Source organism: Parvibaculum sp., assembly GCF_035511255.1.
GTDB lineage: Bacteria > Pseudomonadota > Alphaproteobacteria > Parvibaculales > Parvibaculaceae > Parvibaculum.
In genome coordinates this window covers 1-21,818 of the sequence record NZ_DATKFR010000102.1, presented here as the reverse complement: position 1 = coordinate 21,818, position 21,818 = coordinate 1, and the positions used below count along the sequence as shown (strand labels likewise).

General features: G+C 64.0%; 21 protein-coding genes. 7 read left to right on the top strand and 14 right to left on the bottom strand.

The genetic code is table 11. The annotated features are described in order from the left end of the window. The 3 genes from VMR03_RS03535 to VMR03_RS03525 form a co-directional block, all read right to left on the bottom strand. Positions 1-682, bottom strand: a 682-nt coding sequence (locus VMR03_RS03535; RefSeq protein WP_325402343.1) for a carboxylesterase family protein, incomplete at its 3' end; no start/stop codon positions are given. A 33-nt stretch (positions 683-715) separates the two neighbouring features. After that, on the bottom strand, positions 716-1,678 hold the full coding sequence (locus VMR03_RS03530; RefSeq protein ID WP_325402341.1) for an MBL fold metallo-hydrolase: 963 nt from the start codon (positions 1,676-1,678) through the stop codon (positions 716-718). 174 nt (positions 1,679-1,852) lie between these two features. Beyond that, positions 1,853-3,280 carry an aldehyde dehydrogenase family protein gene (locus VMR03_RS03525; protein ID WP_325402339.1) on the bottom strand — a complete coding sequence of 476 codons (1,428 nt, stop codon included), beginning with the start codon at positions 3,278-3,280 and terminating at the stop codon, positions 1,853-1,855. 378 nt (positions 3,281-3,658) lie between these two features. Between VMR03_RS03525 and VMR03_RS03520 the strand changes: the two genes are divergently transcribed. Beyond that, positions 3,659-5,197: a GMC family oxidoreductase gene (locus VMR03_RS03520; protein WP_325402337.1), complete on the top strand. Its 1,539-nt coding sequence runs from the start codon at positions 3,659-3,661 to the stop codon at positions 5,195-5,197. A gap of 2 nt (positions 5,198-5,199) precedes the next feature. Next, on the top strand, positions 5,200-5,640 hold the full coding sequence (locus VMR03_RS03515) for a hypothetical protein (RefSeq protein ID WP_325402335.1): 441 nt from the start codon (positions 5,200-5,202) through the stop codon (positions 5,638-5,640). 38 nt (positions 5,641-5,678) lie between these two features. Here VMR03_RS03515 and mtgA read toward each other — a convergent pair whose 3' ends face one another. Beyond that, positions 5,679-6,335, bottom strand: coding sequence for a monofunctional biosynthetic peptidoglycan transglycosylase (mtgA, locus tag VMR03_RS03510; protein ID WP_325402333.1), 657 nt, complete (start codon positions 6,333-6,335; stop codon positions 5,679-5,681). A gap of 253 nt (positions 6,336-6,588) precedes the next feature. Here mtgA and VMR03_RS03505 point away from each other — a divergent pair, with 253 nt between their 5' ends. After that, entirely contained in the window at positions 6,589-6,825 is a 237-nt protein-coding gene (locus VMR03_RS03505; RefSeq protein WP_325402331.1) for a hypothetical protein, read from the top strand. A 78-nt stretch (positions 6,826-6,903) separates the two neighbouring features. On the opposite strand, the gene VMR03_RS03500 is transcribed toward VMR03_RS03505, so the two are convergent. After that, positions 6,904-7,446 (bottom strand): iron transporter, encoded by a 543-nt coding sequence (locus tag VMR03_RS03500; protein ID WP_325402329.1) that lies wholly within the window; start codon positions 7,444-7,446, stop codon positions 6,904-6,906. 29 nt (positions 7,447-7,475) lie between these two features. Continuing rightward, complete coding sequence (locus VMR03_RS03495; RefSeq protein ID WP_325402327.1) at positions 7,476-8,945, bottom strand: 4Fe-4S binding protein; 1,470 nt, start codon at positions 8,943-8,945, stop codon at positions 7,476-7,478. Positions 8,946-9,288: 343 nt separating this feature from the next. Here VMR03_RS03495 and VMR03_RS03490 point away from each other — a divergent pair, with 343 nt between their 5' ends. The 4 genes from VMR03_RS03490 (at position 9,289) to mctP (ending at position 15,552) form a co-directional block, all read left to right on the top strand. Then, on the top strand, positions 9,289-10,446 hold the full coding sequence (locus VMR03_RS03490; RefSeq protein ID WP_325402325.1) for an efflux RND transporter periplasmic adaptor subunit: 1,158 nt from the start codon (positions 9,289-9,291) through the stop codon (positions 10,444-10,446). Positions 10,447-10,459: 13 nt separating this feature from the next. Next, positions 10,460-13,582, top strand: a complete 3,123-nt coding sequence (locus VMR03_RS03485; protein ID WP_325402323.1) for an efflux RND transporter permease subunit — start codon at positions 10,460-10,462, stop codon at positions 13,580-13,582. 213 nt (positions 13,583-13,795) lie between these two features. Further along, positions 13,796-14,011, top strand: a complete 216-nt coding sequence (locus VMR03_RS03480; protein ID WP_325402321.1) for a DUF3311 domain-containing protein — start codon at positions 13,796-13,798, stop codon at positions 14,009-14,011. A gap of 5 nt (positions 14,012-14,016) precedes the next feature. Then, positions 14,017-15,552: a monocarboxylate uptake permease MctP gene (gene mctP, locus VMR03_RS03475; protein ID WP_325402319.1), complete on the top strand. Its 1,536-nt coding sequence runs from the start codon at positions 14,017-14,019 to the stop codon at positions 15,550-15,552. Here mctP and VMR03_RS03470 read toward each other — a convergent pair. From VMR03_RS03470 to infA, 8 genes are all read right to left on the bottom strand, one after another. Further along, positions 15,549-16,757, bottom strand: a complete 1,209-nt coding sequence (locus VMR03_RS03470) for a hypothetical protein (protein ID WP_325402317.1) — start codon at positions 16,755-16,757, stop codon at positions 15,549-15,551. The two genes, mctP and VMR03_RS03470, sit on opposite strands and share 4 nt — an antisense overlap. A 90-nt stretch (positions 16,758-16,847) precedes the next feature. Beyond that, entirely contained in the window at positions 16,848-17,558 is a 711-nt protein-coding gene (gene mtnC, locus VMR03_RS03465; protein WP_325402315.1) for an acireductone synthase, read from the bottom strand. Further along, a complete protein-coding gene (locus VMR03_RS03460; RefSeq protein WP_325402313.1) occupies positions 17,555-18,106 on the bottom strand; it encodes a cupin in 552 nt (183 codons plus the stop codon). The genes mtnC and VMR03_RS03460 overlap by 4 nt, the downstream gene beginning before the upstream one ends. Further along, positions 18,103-18,726, bottom strand: coding sequence for a methylthioribulose 1-phosphate dehydratase (gene mtnB, locus VMR03_RS03455; RefSeq protein WP_325402311.1), 624 nt, complete (start codon positions 18,724-18,726; stop codon positions 18,103-18,105). The genes VMR03_RS03460 and mtnB overlap by 4 nt, the downstream gene beginning before the upstream one ends. 314 nt (positions 18,727-19,040) lie before the next feature. Beyond that, a complete protein-coding gene (gene yacG, locus VMR03_RS03450; protein WP_325402309.1) occupies positions 19,041-19,247 on the bottom strand; it encodes a DNA gyrase inhibitor YacG in 207 nt (68 codons plus the stop codon). 20 nt (positions 19,248-19,267) lie between these two features. After that, positions 19,268-20,788, bottom strand: a complete 1,521-nt coding sequence (locus tag VMR03_RS03445; protein ID WP_325402307.1) for an Rne/Rng family ribonuclease — start codon at positions 20,786-20,788, stop codon at positions 19,268-19,270. 91 nt (positions 20,789-20,879) lie between these two features. Then, entirely contained in the window at positions 20,880-21,485 is a 606-nt protein-coding gene (locus VMR03_RS03440; protein WP_325402305.1) for a Maf family protein, read from the bottom strand. A gap of 49 nt (positions 21,486-21,534) precedes the next feature. Then, positions 21,535-21,753, bottom strand: coding sequence for a translation initiation factor IF-1 (gene infA, locus VMR03_RS03435; protein WP_325402303.1), 219 nt, complete (start codon positions 21,751-21,753; stop codon positions 21,535-21,537). Positions 21,754-21,818 lie beyond the last annotated feature (65 nt).

Sequence of the window (21,818 nt, the reverse complement as noted above, 5' to 3'; positions counted from 1 at the left end):
GCGGCCCGTGTTCGGAATCCCACCACGCGCCGCTCTGACCGATGGCGCGATGGAAAAGCCCATGCGCGAGGGGCGAGGCCATCAGAAGGCCGATTGCATGCGCGCCGGCGGATTCGCCGAAGATCGTGACGCAATCCGGGTCGCCGCCGAATTGCGCGATGTTCTCTTTCACCCAGCGCAGCGCGGCAATCATGTCCTGAAGCGCGAAATTGCCGGAAGGCTCCCCCTCGCGATCGAGTTCCGGGTGCGCGAGAAAGCCGAAGACGCCGAGCCTGTAATTGATACTGACGAGGACCGCGCCATCCGCCGCGAAATGCGCGCCGTCATTTCCCGCCATCGCGGATGAGCCGAACTGGAAACCGCCGCCATGTATCCAGACCATAACGGGCCGCCGTTCACCTGCGTCGCGCGCGGCGGTCCACACATTGAGCGTCAGGCAGTCTTCGCTTTCAGCGGGCCTGAATATCTCGCCGGCCGGCATCGGCGCGGCGAACGATCCCGCGCCGAAGGCTGTCGCGTCGCGCAGGCCCGCCCAGGACACAGGCGGTTCGGGAGCGCGCCAGCGGAGGCGCCCGACGGGTGGCGCTGCGTAGGGAATACCCTTGAACGCGAGAACCCCGGCCTCGTCGCGCCTCGCGCCGCGAATGCGGCCCGAGGTGATTTCGATCTCCTGCGTCAGCATCGCCATCCTCCCTGCCCCGCCGAGAGGCGGCGGCTAGAACCTGTCGAGATCCTTCGCGAAGGTCACGAGGCCTTTGTAGTTCGCCGCGATTTCCTTGCCGGCCTGGGGGATTGCCTCGTCGGGCAAGGCGTCATGCGTCAGCACCAGCGCCTTCACATGCGCCCGCGAAGCCAGAAGCCCGACCTCCGTGGGCGAGAGATGCTCCTTGCTGAAGTGAGTCTTGATCGAACCTTCGACAAAGAAGGGCACGTAACGCTTTGCCTCGATCCTCGCGAGCGCAATGTCGGGGTCCATGATCTCGCTGACCAGAAGGTCTGCATTCGCCGCAAGTTTTTCGACGGCCGCACTCGGTCCGGTGTCGCCGGTGAAGACGATGGAGCGATCCGGCATATCGAAGCGATAGGAGAGCGAAACATATTTCTTCGCCTCTTCGCTGCCCGGCGCGAAGCCGTAATGCGAATTCTCCGCCGCCGTTACCTTGACCTCGCCGACCGAAAACTTCGCCCCGTCGCCGATCTCGACCACCGTGTAAATCTTTTCGGGCGCGGTCTTCATCCAGGACCAGAGCGCGCTCGGCGTTTCGTCATTGGGCGCCATGCCGGCGATCAGCGCGTCGACGACGCGCTTCGTGCCCGGCGGGCCGTAGATGGTGACGGGATCGGTGACGAATGCCTGATAGCGCAGGCTCAGAAAGGCATAGAGGCCGCTCGTATGGTCGAAGTGCAGATGGCTGATGATGACCGTCTGCACTTTCGAGATATCGACGCCGGCCTTGACGAGCTGCCAGGAGGCGGCATCCCCCGCGTCGACCAGGATGTTCTGCCCGCCATATTGAAGAAGGTTGGACGGCTCCGCGCGCCGGGGATTCGGAATGGGCCCGCTGTTCGTACCGAGCGTGACATAGACCGATTTCGGCGCATCTGCCGCCAATGCGTGAATTGGCGCCAACGCCAGACCGAACGCCAGAAGTCCGCTGCGAGCCGATGAAAACTTCATATATCCCACTCTCCGAATGAACCCGTCGACGTCGCGGCCTGCCGGCCAGCGAATGCGGCGCATTCTTGACCGAATGCAAATGACGGTCAGTCAAAGGAGCGCGGAGCATGAAAAGCCAAAGAAAAACCGGCGCCCGTGGGGCGCCGGTTTCGCATTTCGATCCTGACGAGCGGATCAGGCAGCGTTGAAGCCGAGGACTGCCTTCACCTCGAGGAACTCCTCGAAGCCGAACTCGCCCCATTCGCGACCGTTACCCGACTGCTTGTAGCCACCGAAGGGCGCGTTGAGGTCCGGACCGGCGAGGTTCAGGTGCACATTGCCGGTGCGGAGCCGCGCGGCCACCTTCTTCGCATGCTCGGGCTCGCCCTGCACATAGCCGGAAAGGCCATAGACCGTGTCGTTGGCGATACGGACCGCGTCTTCCTCGTCCTTGTAGGGAAGGATCGTGAGCACCGGCCCGAAGATTTCCTCGCGCGCGATGGTCATGTCGTTCGTGACGTTGGCGAAGACCGTCGGGCGGACATAGTAGCCCTTGTTCAGGCCGTCCGGACGGCCAGGGCCGCCGGCGACGAGCGTCGCGCCTTCCTCGATGCCCTTCTGGATGAGCGCCTGGATCTTGTTGTACTGCACTTCCGAAACCACCGGACCGATCGTCGTGCCTTCGGCCGTCGGGTCGCCCGCCTTCACGCTTTCGGCGGCCGCCTTCGCAATCGCGATCACCTCGTCCTGGCGCGCGGCCGGAACCAGCATGCGCGACGGCGCGTTACAGGATTGACCCGAGTTCGACATCATGCCGAAGACCGAGCCCGTCACCGCTTTCTTGAAATCGGCGTCGTCGAGAACGATGTTGGCCGACTTGCCGCCGAGTTCGAGCGCGACGCGCTTGACCGTGTCGGCAGCCGCCTTCGAGACGAGGATGCCCGCGCGGGTCGAACCCGTGAAGGAGACCATGTCGACGTCCGGGTGGGCCGAGAGCGGCGAACCGACGCCGACGCCATCGCCGTTGACGAGGTTGAAGACGCCGGCGGGCACGCCCGCTTCATGCAGCACTTCGGCGAAGATATAGGCGTTGATTGGCGCCACTTCCGACGGCTTCAGCACCATGGTGCAGCCGACGGCGAGCGCGGGAGCGACCTTGCAGGCGATCTGGTTGATCGGCCAGTTCCAGGGCGTGATGAAGGCGCAGACGCCGACCGGCTCGCGCACGATATGCGTCGGGCCCTTGTCGTATTCGAACTCGTAGTTCTTCAGGAGTTCGAGATTGGTGTTGAGATGGGCGATGCCCATGGCAGCCTGCGCATGCTGCGAGAGCTTCGCGGGCGCGCCCATTTCGGCGGTGATCGCGGCGGCGATGTCGGCATAGCGCTTTTGATAGGCGGCGATGATCGCCTGCAGCAGCTCGATCCGCTCCTGACGGGTCGTCGTCGAGAATTTCGGGAAGGCGGCCTTGGCGGCGGCGACGGCCTTGTCGACATCGGCCTTGCTGCCCATGCTGATCTTGGCGATCGGTTCCTCGGTCGCCGGGTTGATGACGTCGAGCGTCTTCGGCTCGACCGGGTCAACCCATTTGCCGTTGATATAGAATTTCAGGTAGTCGGTCATGTCGTCCTCCATGTGATGTCATGCCCCGGTGCATGGCGGCCTCGCGGTCCCGAATCGATGGAACCGCCAGAATCGCAAGACAGTCCGCCCGAAGGGAGCGCCTGCCCGATGCCCGGGAGGGGGTTTTTCTTTGGGGAGAAACCTGACACATAGGCGGAAGCCCGGTCCAGTCCAAAACGCCGCCATTTTCGGCCAGCCGGCGACATTGACGGAACCAATCGCGGCCGCTGGAATTCCCCATTAAGGTCGTAAAATTGACACCTGCCCAAAACATATGAAAGTAGGGCCAGATATGACGATCTGACCCCCGGGGCGCGGAATGAGGATGCGCGGTTCCGGACTGACCCGGACCTCCCGCACCAGACAGGGCCATTGCACATGTTCATCGACGGCCGAAATGTCCCGGACGGCACCGTCATAGAGACGGAAATCGCCATCATCGGTGCCGGCGCCGCCGGGATCACCCTCGCCCGGACGCTCCGCGAGGCCGATGCCCGCGTGACGCTGATCGAGAGCGGCGGCCTCGATTTCGAGCCCGATACGCAGGATCTCTATGCCGGCGAAAGCGTCGGCGTGCCCTACACGCTCGACACGTCGCGGCTGCGCTATTTCGGCGGCTCGACCAATCATTGGGGCGGCTGGTGCCGGCCCTTCGAGCCGATCGATTTCGAGCAGCGCGACTGGGTGCCGCATTCAGGCTGGCCGATCACCCGCGCCGATCTCGATCCCTATTACGCGAAAGCCAACGAGGTCTGCCAGATCGGCCCCTTCCTCTATGACGACGCGGACGCCTTCTCGGAGGGCGGCAAGCATCATCCGCTCGACCTGCCGGGCGGCGAGGTGATGACGCGCTGGTTCGAATACAGCCCGCCGACACGCTTCGGTCAGGTCTATCGCAAAGACATCGAGCAGGCCTCGAACATCAAGACCTATCTCCATTCGAACGTGATGGAGATCGTGCCGAACGAGACGGCCACCTCGGTCGAGCGCCTCGTCGTGGGGACGCTCAGCGGTCGGCGTTTCGAGGTGCGTCCGCAGATGGTCATCCTCGCGACCGGCGGCATCGAGAACGCGCGCATGCTGCTCGCGTCGAACAGCGTCGAGAAGGCCGGGCTCGGCAACGGGCGCGGGCTGGTCGGGCGCTACTTCATGGAACATCCGCATGTGGACCGCCCTTGCGAGATCATGATCACCGATCCTTCGCTCGTCGCGCCCTATTACCAGACCTATACGAAGTCGGCGGGCGCCAATATCCGTGGCGTCTTCATGTTCAAGGCGGAATATCTGCGCAAGAACCGCCGGCTCGGCACCGTCATGACCTTCTACAAGCAAAAGGAAATCCGCGGCGATGCGGAGGTCGAGGAGAAGGATCCCGACGAGACGCGGGCGATCGAGCCGGGTCTGGCTCAGCTCATCCGCTCGACCACGTCGCGCGCCGGCGACACGCCGCTCCTGGCCATGCGATACGGCACGGGCTGCGCGACCGAGCAGGCGCCCAATCCCGACAGCCGGATCACGCTGTCGGCGGAGAAGGACGCGATGGGCATGAACCGGTCGCAGATCGACTGGAAGCTTTCGGCGGCGGACCGCGCCAATCTGCGCCTCAACCTCGAGGCCCTTTCGCGCGCCTTCGGCGCCTGGGGCGAGGGCCGTGTGCGCATCCTCTTCCCCGAGAAGGACAAGTGGGAGGAGGCCGAGGGCTGGGGCAATCACCACATGGGCACGACGCGCATGGCGGAAGACCCGCGCAAGGGCGTCGTCGACGGCGATTGCAAGGTCCACGGCATCTCCAATCTCTATGTCGCGGGCAGTTCGGTCTTCACGACGTCGGCGACCGTCAATCCGACGCTCACCATCGTCGCGCTGGCGCTTCGTCTCGCCGATCACGTCCAGACCCGCTTCGCGAGAGGAGTCTGACGATGGCCCGGGCAATCTCACGCCGTCATCTCCTGGTGCTCGCCGGAGCAGGTCTTGCCGCCGCCGCGATCCCGGCTTCGCTGCCCTGGTTCGAACAGGAGCGAACAAGCCTCGCCGATGAACTCGTCTCGATGCTCGCCGATCCCGGCAGCGCGGCGACGATCGGGCGGCAATGGCTGGCCTCGATAGAACGCGGTGGCAATGCGTCTGTCTATGCGCAGAAGATCGCCAAGCGTCTGCGCGCGCATGGCTGGCGTCCCGGCGACGAGCCGGAAAAGATGCACGCCGCCATTGCCGCGCGGGTGCGGCACGAATTCGCGCATGACGACGTCGTCGAGATTTCAGGCTGGCAGATCGCCCGCACCGATGCGGAACTCTGCGCGCTCGCCGCCGCGAGCCTCGGAGCCGCTCCGAGCGAACCCGAACAGATGCAGCAAGGCTGACGCCCCTTACGATTTGCGCTCTAAACGCGACTTGATCTTCAGGGACAGGGCGTACCCTTGCCCAGAACAACGCTGTTCATGCGCGCTTCGATGGTGCCTGCATGGGCGCTCGTCCAGGGACCGGGCCTGTCCGGACGCCAGAAGATCGGATTGGGCAATACGGCCGCCATCAGTGCTGCCTGGCGCGGCGTGAGTTTCGCCGCGCTGACGCCGAAATAGGTTCGGGCGGCCGCCTCCGCGCCATAGATGCCCGGCCCCCATTCGATTTCGTTCAGATAGAGTTCGAGAATGCGCTTCTTCGGCAGCAGGGCTTCGAGCCAGACCGTGAGATAGGCCTCGATCCCCTTGCGCACGAATGTCCGCCCCGGCCAGAGGAAGAGGTTCTTCGATGTTTGCATGCTGATGGTGCTCGCGCCCAGCACGCGGCGCTCTTTCTTCTGAAGGCGCTCGATCGCATTGTCGACGGCGTCCCAGTCGAAGCCGCGATGCAGGCAGAACTTCGCATCCTCCGAGGCAATGACGGCGCGCTGCAGGTTGGGCGAAATTTCCGACAGCGGCACCCAATCCTTCGTGAGGCCATATCCCTCGACGACGCGGATCAGCATCAACGGCGTCACCGGCGGCGGCACGATCCGATAGAGAAGAATGACAATCGCCGGCGCGACGAAGATCACGAGCAGCAGATCGCCGAGCAATCTCCCGATCGTGCTGCGTGGCGCCTTGCGGAGCCTGGAAGTGCCCCGGGCAGGGCGCGATGGACGTCTTGACTGTTTCACGGGGCGATCATCCGCGAGCAGGTGCCGCGATACAAGCCCGGTTGTTGCCGGATTTCGGCCATATTCCGGGCGGGAACGCTTGCGAATCTTCCACGTTACTGAAATGGCCGGCGCGCGGTTTTCGGGGTGCCGACCATCTTGGGAAAGGGGGGCGTTCAGAGGGAGAGTTCTCATGCGGAAAGCAGCGACAATCGTGGCGGTGGTGGCACTTCTGGGCACGACCGGCTGCACCAACATGAACAATACTTCGCAGAGCGCCTTGTCGGGCGGTGCAATCGGCGGCGCGATCGGTCTGGCGGCGACGGCGGTTGCCGGCACAAGCCTCGTGACCGGCGCCATTGTCGGCGGCGCTGTAGGCGCGGCCGCAGGCGCCTATATGGGTTGCAAGAAGGACGGAAAGTGCGAGTAGCGCGGCCAGGCCGACGATCCTAAACGAAAGAGGCCCGCCGGATATCCGGCGGGCCTCGTCGTTCAATCGCGGCTGAGCTCAATAGCCGCCCTTCTTGCCGGTGCCGACATAGGCGAATTCCCAACTCACGTCGAAGGGCTCCCACCACTCCGCGGTGCCCGTCTCCTTGTCGACGTGATGGAAGAAACCGTTATAGGCGGGCGGCACGATGTTGTAGGTGAGCTTGTACTTGCCGGGGCCGTCGAGCTTCACGTTGTCGCCGTAATGCGGGCCGTCATTGGCGCACATCGGAAGGAACATGCCCGTCGTCGTCCAGTTCGAGCCGATCTTCTCAATGTGATAGGTGATGGTGAGATAGGGAATCCATGCCTCGTCTCGGAACCCCTGCTCGTTGCCACGCACCGCGTGAATGTCCGCCTCCAGATGAATGTCGGTCGGTCGGTCCATGCCGGGCAGCGTCGGCCCCATCTTCACCGACTGGAGATAGACGCCCGCGATGTTCATGCCGTTCTTCTCGATCGGATTGCCGATCGGGACCTCCGCCGCGAAGGCCGGCGCCGCGAGAGCCAGGGCGGACAAGGCAAGAGGCAACGCCGCGAGACGCTGTTTCAGAGATGTCATGGCATCTGTCCTTTCGGATGGACGTGAGGTCAGGAACCCGCGACGGCGGGCCACCAGGAAAAAACGATGAAGAGGCTGCCGAGGAGGCCGGGAGCGAGCGCGAGAAACCGCGCCCGCAAGGAAACGCCCTGGCGCGCCAGAATGCGCGCCCCGAGCACCAGCCCCCAGACGGTCGCGCCGGCGAGCAGCGCGGCCTTCAGATCGCCGACGAGAGCGGCCGGGACGCCTATCTCGACAGCCGTGTCGAACAGCTTCCCGCCGAGCCCGATCAGCAACGAGACCATCGCGACCGGCGCGAACTGGTAGCCGAGTTCAACGAAACGTTCGCGGAAGCTGCGGTCGCCGCCGAGGCGTCCGGCGACCCAGGCGGAGAGGCCCGTCGCCGCGGCGAGCCCTGCCGCCAGAAGCGCGGCCCAGCCGAGCATGTAGCCGACGATCATCGTGAAATCGAGCCAGGTGAAAACCTCGCGTGCTTCGGGATGCACGCTCATCAGCCACCAGGGTCCGGCCTCGCCGACCCAGAACCAGTTATGGTCGATCGCGAAGGCGCCGAGCGCCATGCGCCATGTCTGATAGCTCGGCAGGATGAGCCAGAGAAAGCCGCCCAGCGCCGCGCCGGTGCCGACGAAGAGGAACCAGATTTCGGCGGCGTTGGGGTTGTTCGAACGGATTTCCGCGACTTCCTCGCCGGGGGCGCGCAGGCGCAGGAAAAGACCGCCCGGCGAAGACGGCTTCACGCAGCGGAAACATTCGATGCAGTGGCGCGACTCTTCCTTGCGCGGAATCGAGATCATGGTCGGGCAGATGCCGCGTTCGGCATAGGCGTCGCCGCCCGGATGCTTACTCTTGGGTGCGAACTGCACCGCGCCGAGGCGGGAGAAAACGCCGAGCAGCAGGCCGATGGGGCAGGCATGGCGGCACCAGGCGCGCTTCTTGCGGCCATAGATGAAGCCCATGGCGATGGCGGCGAGAAGCGTTCCGCCGAAGACCTCGGCAATGCCGAGCGCGTGATCGCGCACGCCGACCGTCTGGCCGAGAATGGTGATGATGAGGAAGCTGACGATCGGCGTCCCTTCCCATTTGATCCAGCGCGGGATCGGCCGCTGCAAGCCGACCCTGTTCGCCCATTCGGAGGCGGCGCCCATCGGGCAGAGCACGCCGCACCAGCTTCGGCCCGTGAAGATCACCGACAGGAAGACCAGCGGAAACCACAGGCCCCAGAAGGCAAAATTGACGGCCAACGTGAAATTGTCGAGAGGGGTCGCGTCTTCGGGGGGAAGCGGCAAAAAGAGCGGAATGACGATGGCGCCGAGGAACGCGACGAACATGGCCGCATGAACATAGGGGAGATGCTTGCGATGGCGGGTGAAGAACGCCTCCATCGCCCGGGCGAGCCCTGGAAAGAGGCCCGGCCGATCGGTGCCCGAGCGGAACCAGATTTCCGGCCCCCGTGCGCCCGCGTTCCCGCCCCTGCCCGCTCTTGTGTCGATAATGACCATGATATGCAACCAACCAGATTTGGCGGTCCTCCACCGCGCGACATGTTGACCGCGCGCCGGCACTGGCCTAGTTGATTAGAGATTTTGAGAATGAATTGCAATACGTATCCTGCGGAACGCGGTCATCCGACGCACCATTCCCGGGAGCATTACAGTTCTGACATAATTGAAGTTTAGGAGAGCAGCCGGATAGCCTCTTCTCGGGTCTTTCGCATATAGGTTGGCCGGACCGGCGCCAGCGAAGACAGAGCCCGCCGGTATGCACCTGCGCCAGATGGCGCGACGGAAAGCCGCCGATCTCCCGTTTCTCTCCCGGGGGGCCCGGCTGCGCGCACGGGACATCATGATCGACAAGACGAAATTCCACATCCCTCGGACGTCGCCCCGCATCGTGCTTGTCGGCGCGGGCGCCCTTCTCGTGGCCGGCTTCATGCTCCATGGCTATCTGAAGCCTTCGACGGCGGACCAGAAAGCAGCCGACCTGCCCCCGGTGACGGTCGCCACCGCGCAACTGCGCGACGTGCCGGTCTATGCCCAGGCGGTCGGAACGGTCATGGCGAATGCCACCGTGCAGGTGAAGTCGCGGGTCGATGGCCAGATTGTCGAGGCGGGTTTCAAGGAAGGCCAGCTCGTGCGCAAGGGCGACCTGCTCTTCCAGATCGACAGCGCGCCTTACGAAGCGGCGCTGCGGGCCGCGGAGGCCAATCTCCAGCGCGACGAAGCGCAGCTTGCCAATGCGCGGCTCGATCTCGGCCGCGCGACGAAGCTCGTCAAGAGCGGCTACGGCTCGCAGCAGACGCGCGACGCCGCGAATGCGCAGGCGAAGGCGCTCACCGGCACGGTGGCCGCCGATCGCGCGGCGATCGATCAGGCCAAGCTCCAACTCGGCTATACCGAAATCCGCTCGCCCATCGACGGCAAGACGGGCCCCTTCCTCGTCGATGTCGGCAACATCGTCACGGCGGCGGCCGGCACGCCGCTCGTCATCATCACACAAATCCAGCCGGTGAAGATTTCCTTCGCGCTCGCGCAGCAGAACCTGCCGAAGCTGCAACAACGGCTCGCCGACAAGGCGCTCGTCGCCTCGCTCAAGACGCGCGACGACAAGGCCGACGACGTGACGGCACCCATCGACTTCATCGGCAATACGGTCAATGCGCAAAGCGGCACGATCGAACTGCGTGCGACCTACGAGAATGCCGACATGCGGCTCGTGCCCGGCGAATTCGTCGATGTGCGGGTGCGCATCGACGACCTGAAGCAGGCCGTGACGGTGCCGCGCGACGCGGTGAACACCGGTCAGGCCGGCCCATATGTCTATGCGATCACGGCGGACGATAAAGTCGAGCTTCGCAAGGTCACCGTTCTGCATCAGAATGAAGAGATCGCCGCCGTCGAGGGCGCGATCAAGGACGGCGAGAACGTGATCGTCGACGGCCAGCTCCGCGTCGCACCGGGCATGGCCGTGAAGATCGTGACACGGGGACCCGCCACCTCATGAACCAGGCATCCTCATGAACGTGTCCGAAGTGTTCATCCGCAGGCCGGTCATGACGACGCTCGTCATGACCGCGATCGTGCTTTTCGGCGCCTTCGGCTACACGCAGCTTCCGACGAGCGAGTTACCCGCCGTCGACTTTCCGACGATTTCCGTCCAGGCTTCGCTGCCCGGCGCCGATCCGGAGACCATGGCGTCAGCCGTCGCGACCCCGCTCGAAAGCCAGTTCTCGACCATCGCCGGCATCGACCAGATGACCTCGACATCGAGCCTCGGGGCGACGCGTATCACCCTGCAATTCAAGCTCGATCGCAACATCGACGCCGCCGCGCAAGATGTTCAGTCCGCGATCTCGGCCGCGCAACGACAATTGCCGGACGGCATGCCGAACCCGCCGACGCTCAGGAAGGTCAACCCGGCGGACTCGCCGATCCTCTTCCTGATGATGAGCTCCAAGGTTCTGCCGCTCAGCGAGGTCGACCATTATGCCGAGACGATCCTGTCGCGCCGGATTTCCACCATCGACGGCGTGGCGCAGGTCAATGTCTACGGCTCGCAGAAATACGCGGTGCGCATCCAGATCAATCCGGACGAGCTCGCCGCGCGCGGCCTCGGCATCGACGAGGTGACGGCGGCGGCCCAGGCCGCCAACGTCAACAACCCCACGGGTTCGCTCAACGGGCCGACGCGCAACACCGTCATCCGCGCCAACGGACAGCTCGTCGATGCAGATGCCTTCCGCCGGCAGATCGTCGCCTGGCGTGACGGCGCGCCGGTTCGCTTCGGCGACATCGGCGACGTCGTCGACAGCGTCGAGAACGATCAGGTCGCAAGCTGGGCAGGCAAGGACCGCGCCGTCGTGCTCGCAATTCAGCGCCAGCCCGGCGCGAACACCATCGCGGTCGTCGATGCGATCAACAAGGTGCTGCCGGCCTTCCAGGCGCAATTGCCCGCCTCTGTCTCGCTCGACGTGCTCTATGACCGCAGCCAGTCGATCCGCGCCTCGGTCCACGACGTTCAGTTCACGCTGGTGCTCGCCGCAATCCTCGTCGTGCTCGTCATCTTCCTCTTCCTGCGCACACTGTCGGCGACGATCATTCCCTCGCTCGCCCTGCCAATCGCGGTGGTCGGCACATTCGCGGGCATGGCCTTTCTCGGCTTCAGCCTCGACAATCTTTCACTGATGGCGCTGACGCTCGCCGTCGGCTTCGTCGTCGACGACGCGATCGTGATGCTCGAAAACATCATGCGTCATGTCGAGCAGGGGGAGCGTCCCTTCCAGGCGGCGCTGAAGGGCTCGAAGGAAATCGCCTTCACCATCCTGTCGATGACCGTCTCGCTCGCCGCCGTCTTCATTCCGGTTCTCTTCATGGGCGGCATCGTCGGCCGGCTTCTGCATGAATTCGCGGTGACGATCATTCTTGCGATCGTCGTCTCCGGCATCGTCTCGGTGACGCTGACGCCGATGCTCTGCGCGCGCATGATCCGCTCGGGCCACGGCACGGGCCGGCAGATCGCGATCCTCAATTGGAGCGAGCGGGCCTTCGACGCGATGGAGCGCGGCTATGAACGGTCCCTTCGCGCCTGCATGATCCATCATCGCCTGATCTTCGCTGTCTTCATCGCCAGCATCGTCGCGACCGTGTGGCTCTTCAACGTCATCGCCAAGGATTTTCTGCCGAGCGGCGACAACGGCCAGATCCGTGCCAACACCGAAGGGCCGAACGGGATTTCCTTCCAGGACATGGTGCGCCACCAGCAGCAGGCGGTCGACATCATCCTGGCAGACCCGAACGTTGCCGCCGCCATGTCTTCGGTAGGCGCCGGCGGGCCGCGCACGACCGTCAATACCGGCGTCATCATCCTGCGGTTGAAACCCCGCGCCGAACGCGACCTCAATGCCGATCAGGTCATCCAGGAACTGCGCGGAAAGCTCCGGCATCTCACGGGCTTCAAGGTCTATCTCCAGAACCCGCCCGCCATTCAGGTCGGCGGACAGGCCTCCAAGGCAAGCTATCAATACACGCTTCAGGATCTCGATCTCGACACGCTTTACGAAAACGCGACCAAGCTCCAGAAGGCGCTCGCCACCGCGCCCGGCTTCCAGGACGTGACCAGCGATCTCGATCTCTCGACGCCGACGTTGAGCGTCAAGATCGACCGCGACCGCGCGGCCGCGCTCGGCATCACGCCGCAGCAGGTGCAGGGCGCATTGTCATCCGCCTTCGGCGGCGTCCAGATTTCGACCATCTACACCTCGTCCGACCAGTATCAGGTCGTGCTCGAACTGCAGAAGCGGTTCCAGCAGGACGAGACGGCATTGCAGCGTCTCTATCTGCGCTCGAGCTCCGGCAATCTGGTGCCGTTAACGGCCGTGACGCAGACGAGCCATATCGCAACGTCACTGACCGAAAACCATCTCGGCCAGCTCCCCGCGGTCACGATCTCCTTCAACCTTCAGCCGGGCGTCGCATTGAGCGACGCGGTGCGCACGATCCAGCAGACGCAGCAGGCGATCAACCTGCCGGCGACGATCACGACGAGCTTCCAGGGAACCGCGCAGGCCTTCCAGAGCTCGATGAGCGGGCTCGGCCTTCTTCTCGGGCTCGCTATTCTGGTCGTCTATATCGTGCTCGGCATTCTCTATGAGAGCTTCGTCCATCCGCTGACCATTCTGTCCGGCCTGCCGTCGGCGGCCGTCGGCGCGCTTCTGACGCTCTGGGCGTTCGGCCTGCCGCTGACGCTCTATGCCTTTGTCGGGATGATCATGCTCATCGGCATCGTCAAGAAGAACGCGATCATGATGATCGACTTCGCGCTGGAGCGGGAACGCGGCGAGGGCATGGCGCCGGAAGAAGCAATCTTCCGCGCCGCCGTCATCCGCTTCCGCCCGATCATGATGACGACTATGGCCGCCCTCATGGGCACACTGCCCATCGCGGTGGGCTATGGCGAAGGCGGCGAAGTGCGCCAGCCGCTCGGCCTCGCGGTCGTCGGCGGCCTCGTCCTCTCGCAGCTCCTGACGCTCTACATCACGCCGGTTCTCTACGTCTATCTCGATCGGGCGGGCCGGCGCTTCGGCGGCCAGCACCGCGACACCGGGGAGACCCTCGACCTCCCCCTTGCCGCCGGGGAATAGTCCGGCGTTCCTCGAAAATCCGGTGTCGTCCCGGGATTTATTCCCGGGACCCAGTGGCGTCGGAACAAGGGACAAGGGATGAGAGGCAGGTGGGTCCCGGCAACGAGTGCCGGGACGACATCGAGATGTGTGACAGGTAACTGCAGGTGACAGCCTGCGTGCCAGCCACTAATGTTCCCGCCGGGTGGGCATCGGACCAGGGGGAACGGCATCATGACGAACGACAATGACGGCGCGCGTCCGCGCAAGCGGCGCTGGCTCGTACCGCTGATCTTCCTGCCCATTCCGGCCGTGCTGTGGGTGCCGTTCTTCAACAGCACCGAACCGTCGCTCGCGGGCGTCCCCTTCTTCTACTGGTACCAGCTTCTCTGGATCCTCATCAGCGCCGCGCTGACGATCTGCGTCTATCTCGCCACCGACAAAGAATAACAATCATGCAGTGGACCGCGCTCTTCGTCTTCGTCGGGCTCTTCGCCTTCGTCACCATCATGGGCTTTGCCGCGGCGCGCTGGCGCGCGGGCGACCTCAACCACATCAACGAATGGGGCCTCGGCGGCCAGCGCTTCGGCACCTGGGTTACCTGGTTCCTGCTCGGCGGCGATCTCTACACGGCCTATACGTTCATCGCAGTGCCGGCGCTCGTTTTCAGCGCCGGCGCGATGGGCTTCTTCGCGGTGCCCTATACGATCATCGTCTATCCGATGGTCTTCGTGATCTTTCCGCGCCTCTGGCAGGTCGCGCGCAAGCATGGCTTCGTGACGGCCTCCGATTTCGTGAAGGGGCGCTACGGACATAGCGGGCTCGCGCTCGCCGTCGCGCTCACCGGCATTCTCGCGACCATGCCCTATATCGCGCTGCAGCTCGTCGGCATGGAAACCGTCATCGGCGCGCTCGGCGTCGAGACGCATGGCGCGGTCGGCCATCTGCCGCTCATCATCGCCTTCCTGATCCTCGCCGCCTTCACCTATACGAGCGGGTTGCGCGCGCCGGCGATGATCGCGATCGTCAAGGACATGCTGATCTATATCACCGTCATCGCCGCCGTCATCATCATCCCGGCGAAGCTCGGCGGCTATGGCGCGATCTTCGGCGCGGTGCCGCCCGAGAAGCTGACGCTGGCGACCCCGCCCGCCGGCAGCCTCGGAAGCTGGAGCGCCTATGCGACGCTGGCGCTCGGCTCGGCGCTCGCCCTCTTCCTCTATCCGCATTCGATGACGGGCGTGCTCAGCGCAAGCTCCGGCCACGTCATCCGGCGCAACGCCGCGATCCTGCCCGCCTATTCGCTGGTGCTCGGCCTTCTCGCGCTGCTCGGCTACATGGCCTATGCGTCGGGCGTCGCCTCGAAGCCCGAATTCGCCGAAGGCTTCGCGCGCTATGGCGCGAATTTCGCCGTGCCGGCGCTCTTCCTCGACCAGTTCCAGGGCTGGTTCGTCGGCGTCGCCTTCGCCGCCATCGGCATCGGCGCGCTGGTGCCGGCCGCGATCATGTCGATCGCGATCGCCAATCTCTTCACGCGCAACATCTACAAGGAATATCTGAGGCCCGACTGCAAGCCGGAGGACGAGGCCCGCGTGGCGAAGATCGTCTCCCTGGTCGCGAAAGTCGGCGCACTCTTCTTCGTGCTGACGCTCGACACCAAGCTCGCGATCCAGCTTCAGCTTCTCGGCGGCATCTGGATGATCCAGACCCTTCCGGCCGTTTTCTTCGGGCTCTACACGCGCTGGTTCGATCCGCGTGCACTGCTGATCGGCTGGGCGGTCGGCCTCGGCACCGGCACATGGATGGCCTGGATGCTCGAATTCAAGACCTCGACTTGGCCGCTCGTCATCGGCACGCTTACCATTCCCGGCTATGCGGCGCTCTATACCGTGATCCTCAATCTCGCGGTCGCGGCGGTGCTGACGGTGGTCTTCCGCGCCGTCTCGAAAACGCGGCACGTCGACATCACGGTTCACGCCGACTACGTCTAGGACGCGCAGCCCAGGCTTTCGAATTCCGCCACCGTCGCGTAGTAGCTTCCACGTGGATAGTAGGCTCCCATGGTCTCCGCTTCGGCCCCTTTTGTGCTTTTCTGAATCGCCTCGGCGAAGGAGGGATCGGGAATAACGTGACGGTAGACGAGAGCGGTCTCGTCCTCCGGCGCGGCTGCGATCCAGGCGAAACCGCAGGCGGAGGTCGCATTCTTCGGCCGCGCCTCGGGTCTGGAAACCACAATCGCATAATCGCCCTTTGCATCGACGGGAACGGCCTCGTCTCGGACACAATCGAGAACGGCGGTCGTCACCAGATTGGCGCACATCGACCAGTATCGAAGCTGGCCGCTTTTCATCGGAGTTTCGCCAGCGCCCGTCGCCGCGAAGCTCGGCGCTTTCGCGCGCACAACCAGCACCGGGCCGAATTTCTCCGGTGCAAAGGTCGTGTAGACATAGCTGGCGTCGACATTCTCGCCATACCCGTCTGGCAGGAATTTCTTCCAGACCGGCGGATTCGTACCGCTACCGCTGAACCGTCGCGCGAGCGCGAAAGTGAGAAGGCGTCCGGCAACACCCTCGATGAACCCGCCACGACCGGACGCTGTTCCTGCGCCGAGACAAGGCGTCAGCCTCGTCTTTTTACCCGAGGAACCAACGATCGCGATGTCCGGTAGCGGTACCCCGCCGGCATCGTCCATCCCGGCGTCGGGCGCATAGACGCGCAACGTCAGGGGAACTTTTCCAGTACCCTTGACGGAACGGGAACCATCCGCGCTCTCGGTATAAAGCGTATTGGGCGATCGGCCCACCCCCGGCGCGCGCTGGTCGAGAACGCGGATCGTGAAGCGGCGCTCCATGGCGGTGCGATCCGCCCCTGCCAGAAAGGGGTTCACCGATCCGGTATCGGGAACGACCTGCATATCCGTGATGTGATCGACCGTTCTCGCACGATTGTCATAGACGACCAGCGACATGTATCGGGCATGAGGAAAGGCGCCGCTCACCTCGATATGGTCGCCTTCCGACATGGCGACAGCGGCCCGCCAGTAAGTGGCCGTCTTGTCGATGAAGAGCATGTTGTGCGTGTCGCCCGATATCGCGTCGTTCCAGCTGCATTCTGTTGCTTCCGCGCCTTTCGGCAAAACCACTTCGCATAACGCCAGCGTAACGGTTGCTAGCAACGCACCGTATGGACCTCGCATGGAACGCTCCCTGTAATTATTATTATAATAATAATTACATTGACGAGGCGCGAGTCAAGTCCGCCATATGGGCCTTGCTGGAGAGAGACTTTAAAAAAACTCCCGGTCGACGGGCGCGAAGGAGCCGGCGACGAGGACGTCTCCCTCGCGATGCGCCGCATCAGGCGCCAGCGCCCGATCGATACGCGCGACCTTGAGGCCCGCCGCTTTCGCCGCCGCGATTTCGCCCGCATGATCGGAAAGGAAGAGAATGTCGGTGGGTTCGAATCCCGTCTCGCGGACGATTCGCGCATAAGACGCCGTTTCGACCTTCGCGCCGACGGCGGTATCGAAAAAACCCGAAAAGAGCTTGGCCAGATCGCCCTTGTCGGAATGACCGAAGATCAGCTTCTGCGCCTCGACCGAGCCCGAGGAATAGACGAAGAGCTTCAAGCCGCCCGCATGCCAGCGGCGAAGAAAATCCGCCGCATCCTCATGGACGACGCCCTTCAACTCGCCCTCCTCATAACCTTCGCGCCAGATGAACCCCTGCAATGTCTTCAGGGGACCGGCCTTCCGGTCTTCGTCGATCCAGCGGATCAGCAGCGCCACCGTCGCGTCGGGATCGAGGTCCGGGTGCCCGTCGAGATCGCGGGCTGCCTGCAAGGCGGCGGCGACTTCGGGGTCGCCGCCATGCGCCTTGCAGAATTCCGCGAGGCGCGCGCGCGCATAGGGAAACAGCACCTCATGCACGAAGGCGATGGGCGTCGTCGTGCCTTCGATGTCGGTCAGGATCGCGGCGATGTTCCGGCTGCCGGTCATGCGGCGCTTTCAAAAAGTGGAAAGCGCGTCGCGATGTCGTCGCCGGTGAAGTTGCCGACCCAGCCGTCCGGCGAAGTGAAGATGCGGATGGCGCAGAAATGCGGGTTCTCGCCGGTGTCGAACCAGTGCGTCGTGCCGGCGGGCACGCTCAGGAGATCGTTGCGCTCGCAGACGACGCGGTAGACTCGGCCCTCGACATGCAAATAGAAGGCGCCCGCACCCTCGACGAAGAACCGCACCTCGTCGTCGTCATGCGTGTGCTCGGCGAGGAATTTCTGGCGGAGCGCCGCGCGGTCCGGGTGACCGGGGTTCACGCGGACGACATCGACCGATTTGTAGCCCCCTTCTTCCATCAACCGCTTCACCTGCGCGTCATAGGCTTTCAACACATCGTCCGGCCCCGCATCGGCGGCGAGCGCGACGGCAGCGTCCCAGCGCTCGAACGCGACGCCGATATCGGACAGCACGTCGGCGATTTCCGCAGCCGCGCGCGTCTCGATCAAAACCCTCGAAGGATCGGTGTCGGCATAGACGGTGAGTTGCGTCATTTCGCGTTCTCCTCGCTGAGCTCGGCGGTCAGAATAAAGTCGAAGGCTTCCATGTGCCGGATCGCGTCCTTCACGGTCGCGCCCCAGACATAAAGGCCGTGGCCCGCGATCAGATAGCCGGGCACGGGGCCTGCTTCCTTCAGCCTGATCTCGACATGGGCGGCCAGATGCTCCGTATCCTGCTCATTCGGCACGATGGGGATATCGAGCACGGTTTCGTGCGTCGTGACGCCGGTGAAGGCCTTCAGCAGCTCCCAGCCTTCAAGCCGCAGCACGCCCTTTCCCGCATGACGGCGCGAAAGCAGCGTCGCCGGCAGCGTGTGTATATGGGCGATGGCGCCGATCGACGGATCGGCGGCATAGCGCGCGAGGTGGAGCGGCGCTTCGGCGGAGGCACGCGCATGTTTCGGTCCGGCGATTTCGGCGACGATTACTTCACCCTCGGTCAAATTCGCCTTGTCGGCGCCCGTCGCCGTCACGGCCGCGAAACGGTCGTCGATGCGCACCGAGAAATTGCCGCTGGTCGCCGGCACCCAGTGACGCTCGCCCGCGTAGCGCGCCATGGCGATGACACCCGCGACGGCGGAGGCTTCGGAATGGGGTGCGGTCGCACTCGGCATGTCATTCTCCGGTCGTGTTTCCGGCCATATAGCACATGAAGACGTGGTTTCTATCCTCGCCTCCACGAAAGCCGGTCGATAAATTCACTGTATTTTTCAGTGAAAATAATTTATCGTCGGAGTGTTTTTGTGGTTTGAATTATTATACTAATTTGATAGACATATATCGTCTTAAGTCCACTTGAGCCGTGTTTTGTTTCCACGACCAAGTTGCCGCTTCTCCCCCGGGGAGCGGCTCGCAGTCTCTGTCCCCGCTTCTGGTTCCTCCCTTAGCGGAAACTCAAATGGCCGTGTCTCCGGACACGGCCACTTTTTTATGTCTCTTCGGGCTCGCCGCCGGTCTCGCCGTCCCAGTCGTCGGGAGGCTCGACGGCCGGTATGGCATAGGAGCCTTTCAGCCAGCGATTGAGGTCGACATCGGCGCAATGTTTCGAACAGAAGGGATGGAAGCCCGGCGTCGATTTCTTGCCGCAGATCGGGCATGGGCGGCTCGGCCGCAGCGGCACGACATTGTCGGTCATGACGTGATCCTCATCCCGGCCTACTGAACCGCCCCGACATCGATACGCTCGCGCGTGAAGGTGGGTTCCGCAACGAGTTGCAGATTGACCGCAACCTTCGTGCGCAGCCTGTCGATCAGATAGGAATTGCCGCGCTCGATCCAGTCGACGACATCGGGCGAAGCGCGAGCGACAATGGCGCGGCCCGGCACGGCATGCGCCTCCGCCGAAATCTTGCGCAGGAGTTCGTTGGCCACCGTCGCGCAGGTCTTGCGGCGCGGACGCCCATTCGCATAGGCGGGCTCGGTCAGCAACTTGTTCAGCGGCTCGCGCACGCGCTTTCGCGTCATCTCGACGAGGCCGAATTCCGACATGCCCGAAATCTGCGTCGGCACGCGATCATGCGCGAATCCGTTGTTGAGCGCGTCGAGCACCTTCTGGATGTTCGCCGGATCGTTCAGATGGATGAAGTCGATGACGATGAGGCCGCCAGTGCCGCGCAGGCGAAGCTGGTAGATGATCTCGTCCACCGCTTCGAGATTGATCTTGGCGCTCGTTTCCTCGAGACCGGTCGCAGCGGTATAGCGTCCGGAATTGACGTCGATCGCCGTCAGCGCTTCCGTCGTCTCGACGGTGATCCAGCCGCCCGACTTCAATTCGACGCGCGGTTCCAGCGCCTGCTCGATCTCGCCGTCGATGTCGTAGAGCGAGAAGAGCGCGCCTGGTCCGTTGAAGAGCTGGATACGGTCGATGAGTTCGGGCATGGCCTGGCGCGCGTAACGCTGCGCCTCGCCGAAGGCGTCGGCGTCGTCGATCAACACGCGGGCCGTGTCGGTGCTCACATAGTCGCGCAGCGTCTTCGACACCGGATCGAGATCGTGGAAGACGACGCAGGGCGGGTTCGAACGCTTCTCGATTTCTCGCACCTTGCGCCATTCCTCGGCGAGCATGCGCGCGTCGGCCGCGATGTCGTCGACGGTGGCGCCGATGGCCGCCGTGCGGACGATGAAGCCCGCCGGTTCGCCGGTGACGCCCATCGAGCCGAAACGCGCGACCATCTCCTCGACCAGCGCGGTCAGCCTTTCGCGTTCCGTCTCGTCCTCGATACGACGCGAGAGCGCGACGCCGGACTGGTTCGGCACCAGCACCAGAAGACGGCCCGGAATGGTCACGTTGGCGGAAAGCCGCGCGCCCTTGTCGCCGATCGGATCCTTCGTCGCCTGCACGAGGATCGTCTGGCCTTCCGTGACGCAGGCGCTGATCGGCGGCAGGATATGTTCGTCGAGATGCGTCAATTCGCAGAGGCAGCGCGCCTCGCGCGCACCGAGAAAGCCCGCGCGCTCAAGCCCGATCTCGACGAAGGCCGCCTGCATGCCCGGCAGCACGCGCTGCACGCGGCCGAGAAAGATGTTGCCGAGCAGCGAATGGCCGGCGCGGCCGGTCTTCGCCTTGACGTCGTCCTCCATCGTGCGCTCGAGGATGAGCTCCACGGGACGGCCATTCTCGACGACCGCGACGCGCGTTTCGCCGGGACCTACATTGATCAGCACTTCCTCGGACATGAAAACCCTTGAGCAACACCGGCACATCCCCCCGACGTACCGGCTTATCTCCCCCTTCGCGACCCCTGTTTGGACGATCCTAACACCGTTGTCAGCGGAGAGGGAAACCCGCCCCGGTCAACAGCGCCGCGGTCTCGAACAGCGGCAATCCGACCACGCCCGTATAAGACCCGGTCAGCAAGCGGACAAAGGCCGCGGCGTGGCCCTGAATCGCATAGCCCCCCGCCTTGCCGCGCCATTCACCCTGTTCGATATAGGCGTCGATTTCGGCCGGCGAGAGACGCTTGAAGGCGACGCGGGTGTCGGTCACGCGTTCGGCGAGCTTTCCGTCGGGACGGCGCAGGGAGACCGCCGTGTAGACGCGATGGCCGCGACCCGACAGAAGCGCGAGACAGGCCCGCGCCTCAGCTTCGGTCTCGGCCTTGGGGAGAATGCGCCGCCCGCAGGCGACCACCGTATCGGCGGCGAGAACCAGCGCGTCGGGATCGAGCTTCGCCACCGCCTCCGCCTTTTCGCGCGCGAGACGGCGAGCATGTTCGCTCGGCAGTTCGCCTTTCGCGGGCGTCTCGTCGAGATCGGCCGCGCGCACCGCGTCGGGCTCGACGCCGATCTGGGCGAGCAGCGCCAGACGGCGCGGCGAGGCGCTGGCGAGGACGAGACGCGGTTTGGCGGAAAGATTTTTTGCGGGAGGGGTCATGACGGCGCCAGAGGCACGGGGCTCATCATCGAGAACCCCCGCCGTCCGCTTACTTGAAGCGATAGGTGATCCGGCCCTTGGTCAGATCGTAGGGTGTCATTTCGACAAGCACCTCGTCGCCGGCGAGGACACGGATGCGGTTCTTGCGCATCTTGCCGGCGGTATGGGCGATGACTTCATGTTCGTTCTCGGGCTTCACGCGGAACGTCGCGTTCGGCAGCAGTTCCGTCACCACGCCCGGGAACTCGAGCAGTTCTTCTTTAGACATTCATAATCCTTCGAGATTTGGCCGGGAGAATGAGCATAAACCCGGCCAAAATCAAGGCCGAGACC

What these genes read in the sequence shown, in the direction of transcription:
- mtnC (WP_325402315.1), bottom strand. Translation starts at nt 17,558, where the DNA reads ATGACCGGCAGCCGGAACATCGCCGCGATCCTGACCGACATCGAAGGC.
- VMR03_RS03495 (WP_325402327.1), bottom strand. Translation starts at nt 8,945, where the DNA reads ATGGTCATTATCGACACAAGAGCGGGCAGGGGCGGGAACGCGGGCGCA.
- VMR03_RS03515 (WP_325402335.1), top strand. Translation starts at nt 5,200, where the DNA reads ATGGCCCGGGCAATCTCACGCCGTCATCTCCTGGTGCTCGCCGGAGCA.
- mctP (WP_325402319.1), top strand. Translation starts at nt 14,017, where the DNA reads ATGCAGTGGACCGCGCTCTTCGTCTTCGTCGGGCTCTTCGCCTTCGTC.
- VMR03_RS03520 (WP_325402337.1), top strand. Translation starts at nt 3,659, where the DNA reads ATGTTCATCGACGGCCGAAATGTCCCGGACGGCACCGTCATAGAGACG.
- VMR03_RS03485 (WP_325402323.1), top strand. Translation starts at nt 10,460, where the DNA reads ATGAACGTGTCCGAAGTGTTCATCCGCAGGCCGGTCATGACGACGCTC.
- yacG (WP_325402309.1), bottom strand. Translation starts at nt 19,247, where the DNA reads ATGACCGACAATGTCGTGCCGCTGCGGCCGAGCCGCCCATGCCCGATC.
- VMR03_RS03470 (WP_325402317.1), bottom strand. Translation starts at nt 16,757, where the DNA reads ATGCGAGGTCCATACGGTGCGTTGCTAGCAACCGTTACGCTGGCGTTA.
- VMR03_RS03525 (WP_325402339.1), bottom strand. Translation starts at nt 3,280, where the DNA reads ATGACCGACTACCTGAAATTCTATATCAACGGCAAATGGGTTGACCCG.
- VMR03_RS03505 (WP_325402331.1), top strand. Translation starts at nt 6,589, where the DNA reads ATGCGGAAAGCAGCGACAATCGTGGCGGTGGTGGCACTTCTGGGCACG.
- VMR03_RS03445 (WP_325402307.1), bottom strand. Translation starts at nt 20,788, where the DNA reads ATGTCCGAGGAAGTGCTGATCAATGTAGGTCCCGGCGAAACGCGCGTC.
- VMR03_RS03530 (WP_325402341.1), bottom strand. Translation starts at nt 1,678, where the DNA reads ATGAAGTTTTCATCGGCTCGCAGCGGACTTCTGGCGTTCGGTCTGGCG.
- mtnB (WP_325402311.1), bottom strand. Translation starts at nt 18,726, where the DNA reads ATGCCGAGTGCGACCGCACCCCATTCCGAAGCCTCCGCCGTCGCGGGT.
- VMR03_RS03460 (WP_325402313.1), bottom strand. Translation starts at nt 18,106, where the DNA reads ATGACGCAACTCACCGTCTATGCCGACACCGATCCTTCGAGGGTTTTG.
- VMR03_RS03440 (WP_325402305.1), bottom strand. Translation starts at nt 21,485, where the DNA reads ATGACCCCTCCCGCAAAAAATCTTTCCGCCAAACCGCGTCTCGTCCTC.
- VMR03_RS03490 (WP_325402325.1), top strand. Translation starts at nt 9,289, where the DNA reads ATGATCGACAAGACGAAATTCCACATCCCTCGGACGTCGCCCCGCATC.
- VMR03_RS03500 (WP_325402329.1), bottom strand. Translation starts at nt 7,446, where the DNA reads ATGACATCTCTGAAACAGCGTCTCGCGGCGTTGCCTCTTGCCTTGTCC.
- infA (WP_325402303.1), bottom strand. Translation starts at nt 21,753, where the DNA reads ATGTCTAAAGAAGAACTGCTCGAGTTCCCGGGCGTGGTGACGGAACTG.
- VMR03_RS03480 (WP_325402321.1), top strand. Translation starts at nt 13,796, where the DNA reads ATGACGAACGACAATGACGGCGCGCGTCCGCGCAAGCGGCGCTGGCTC.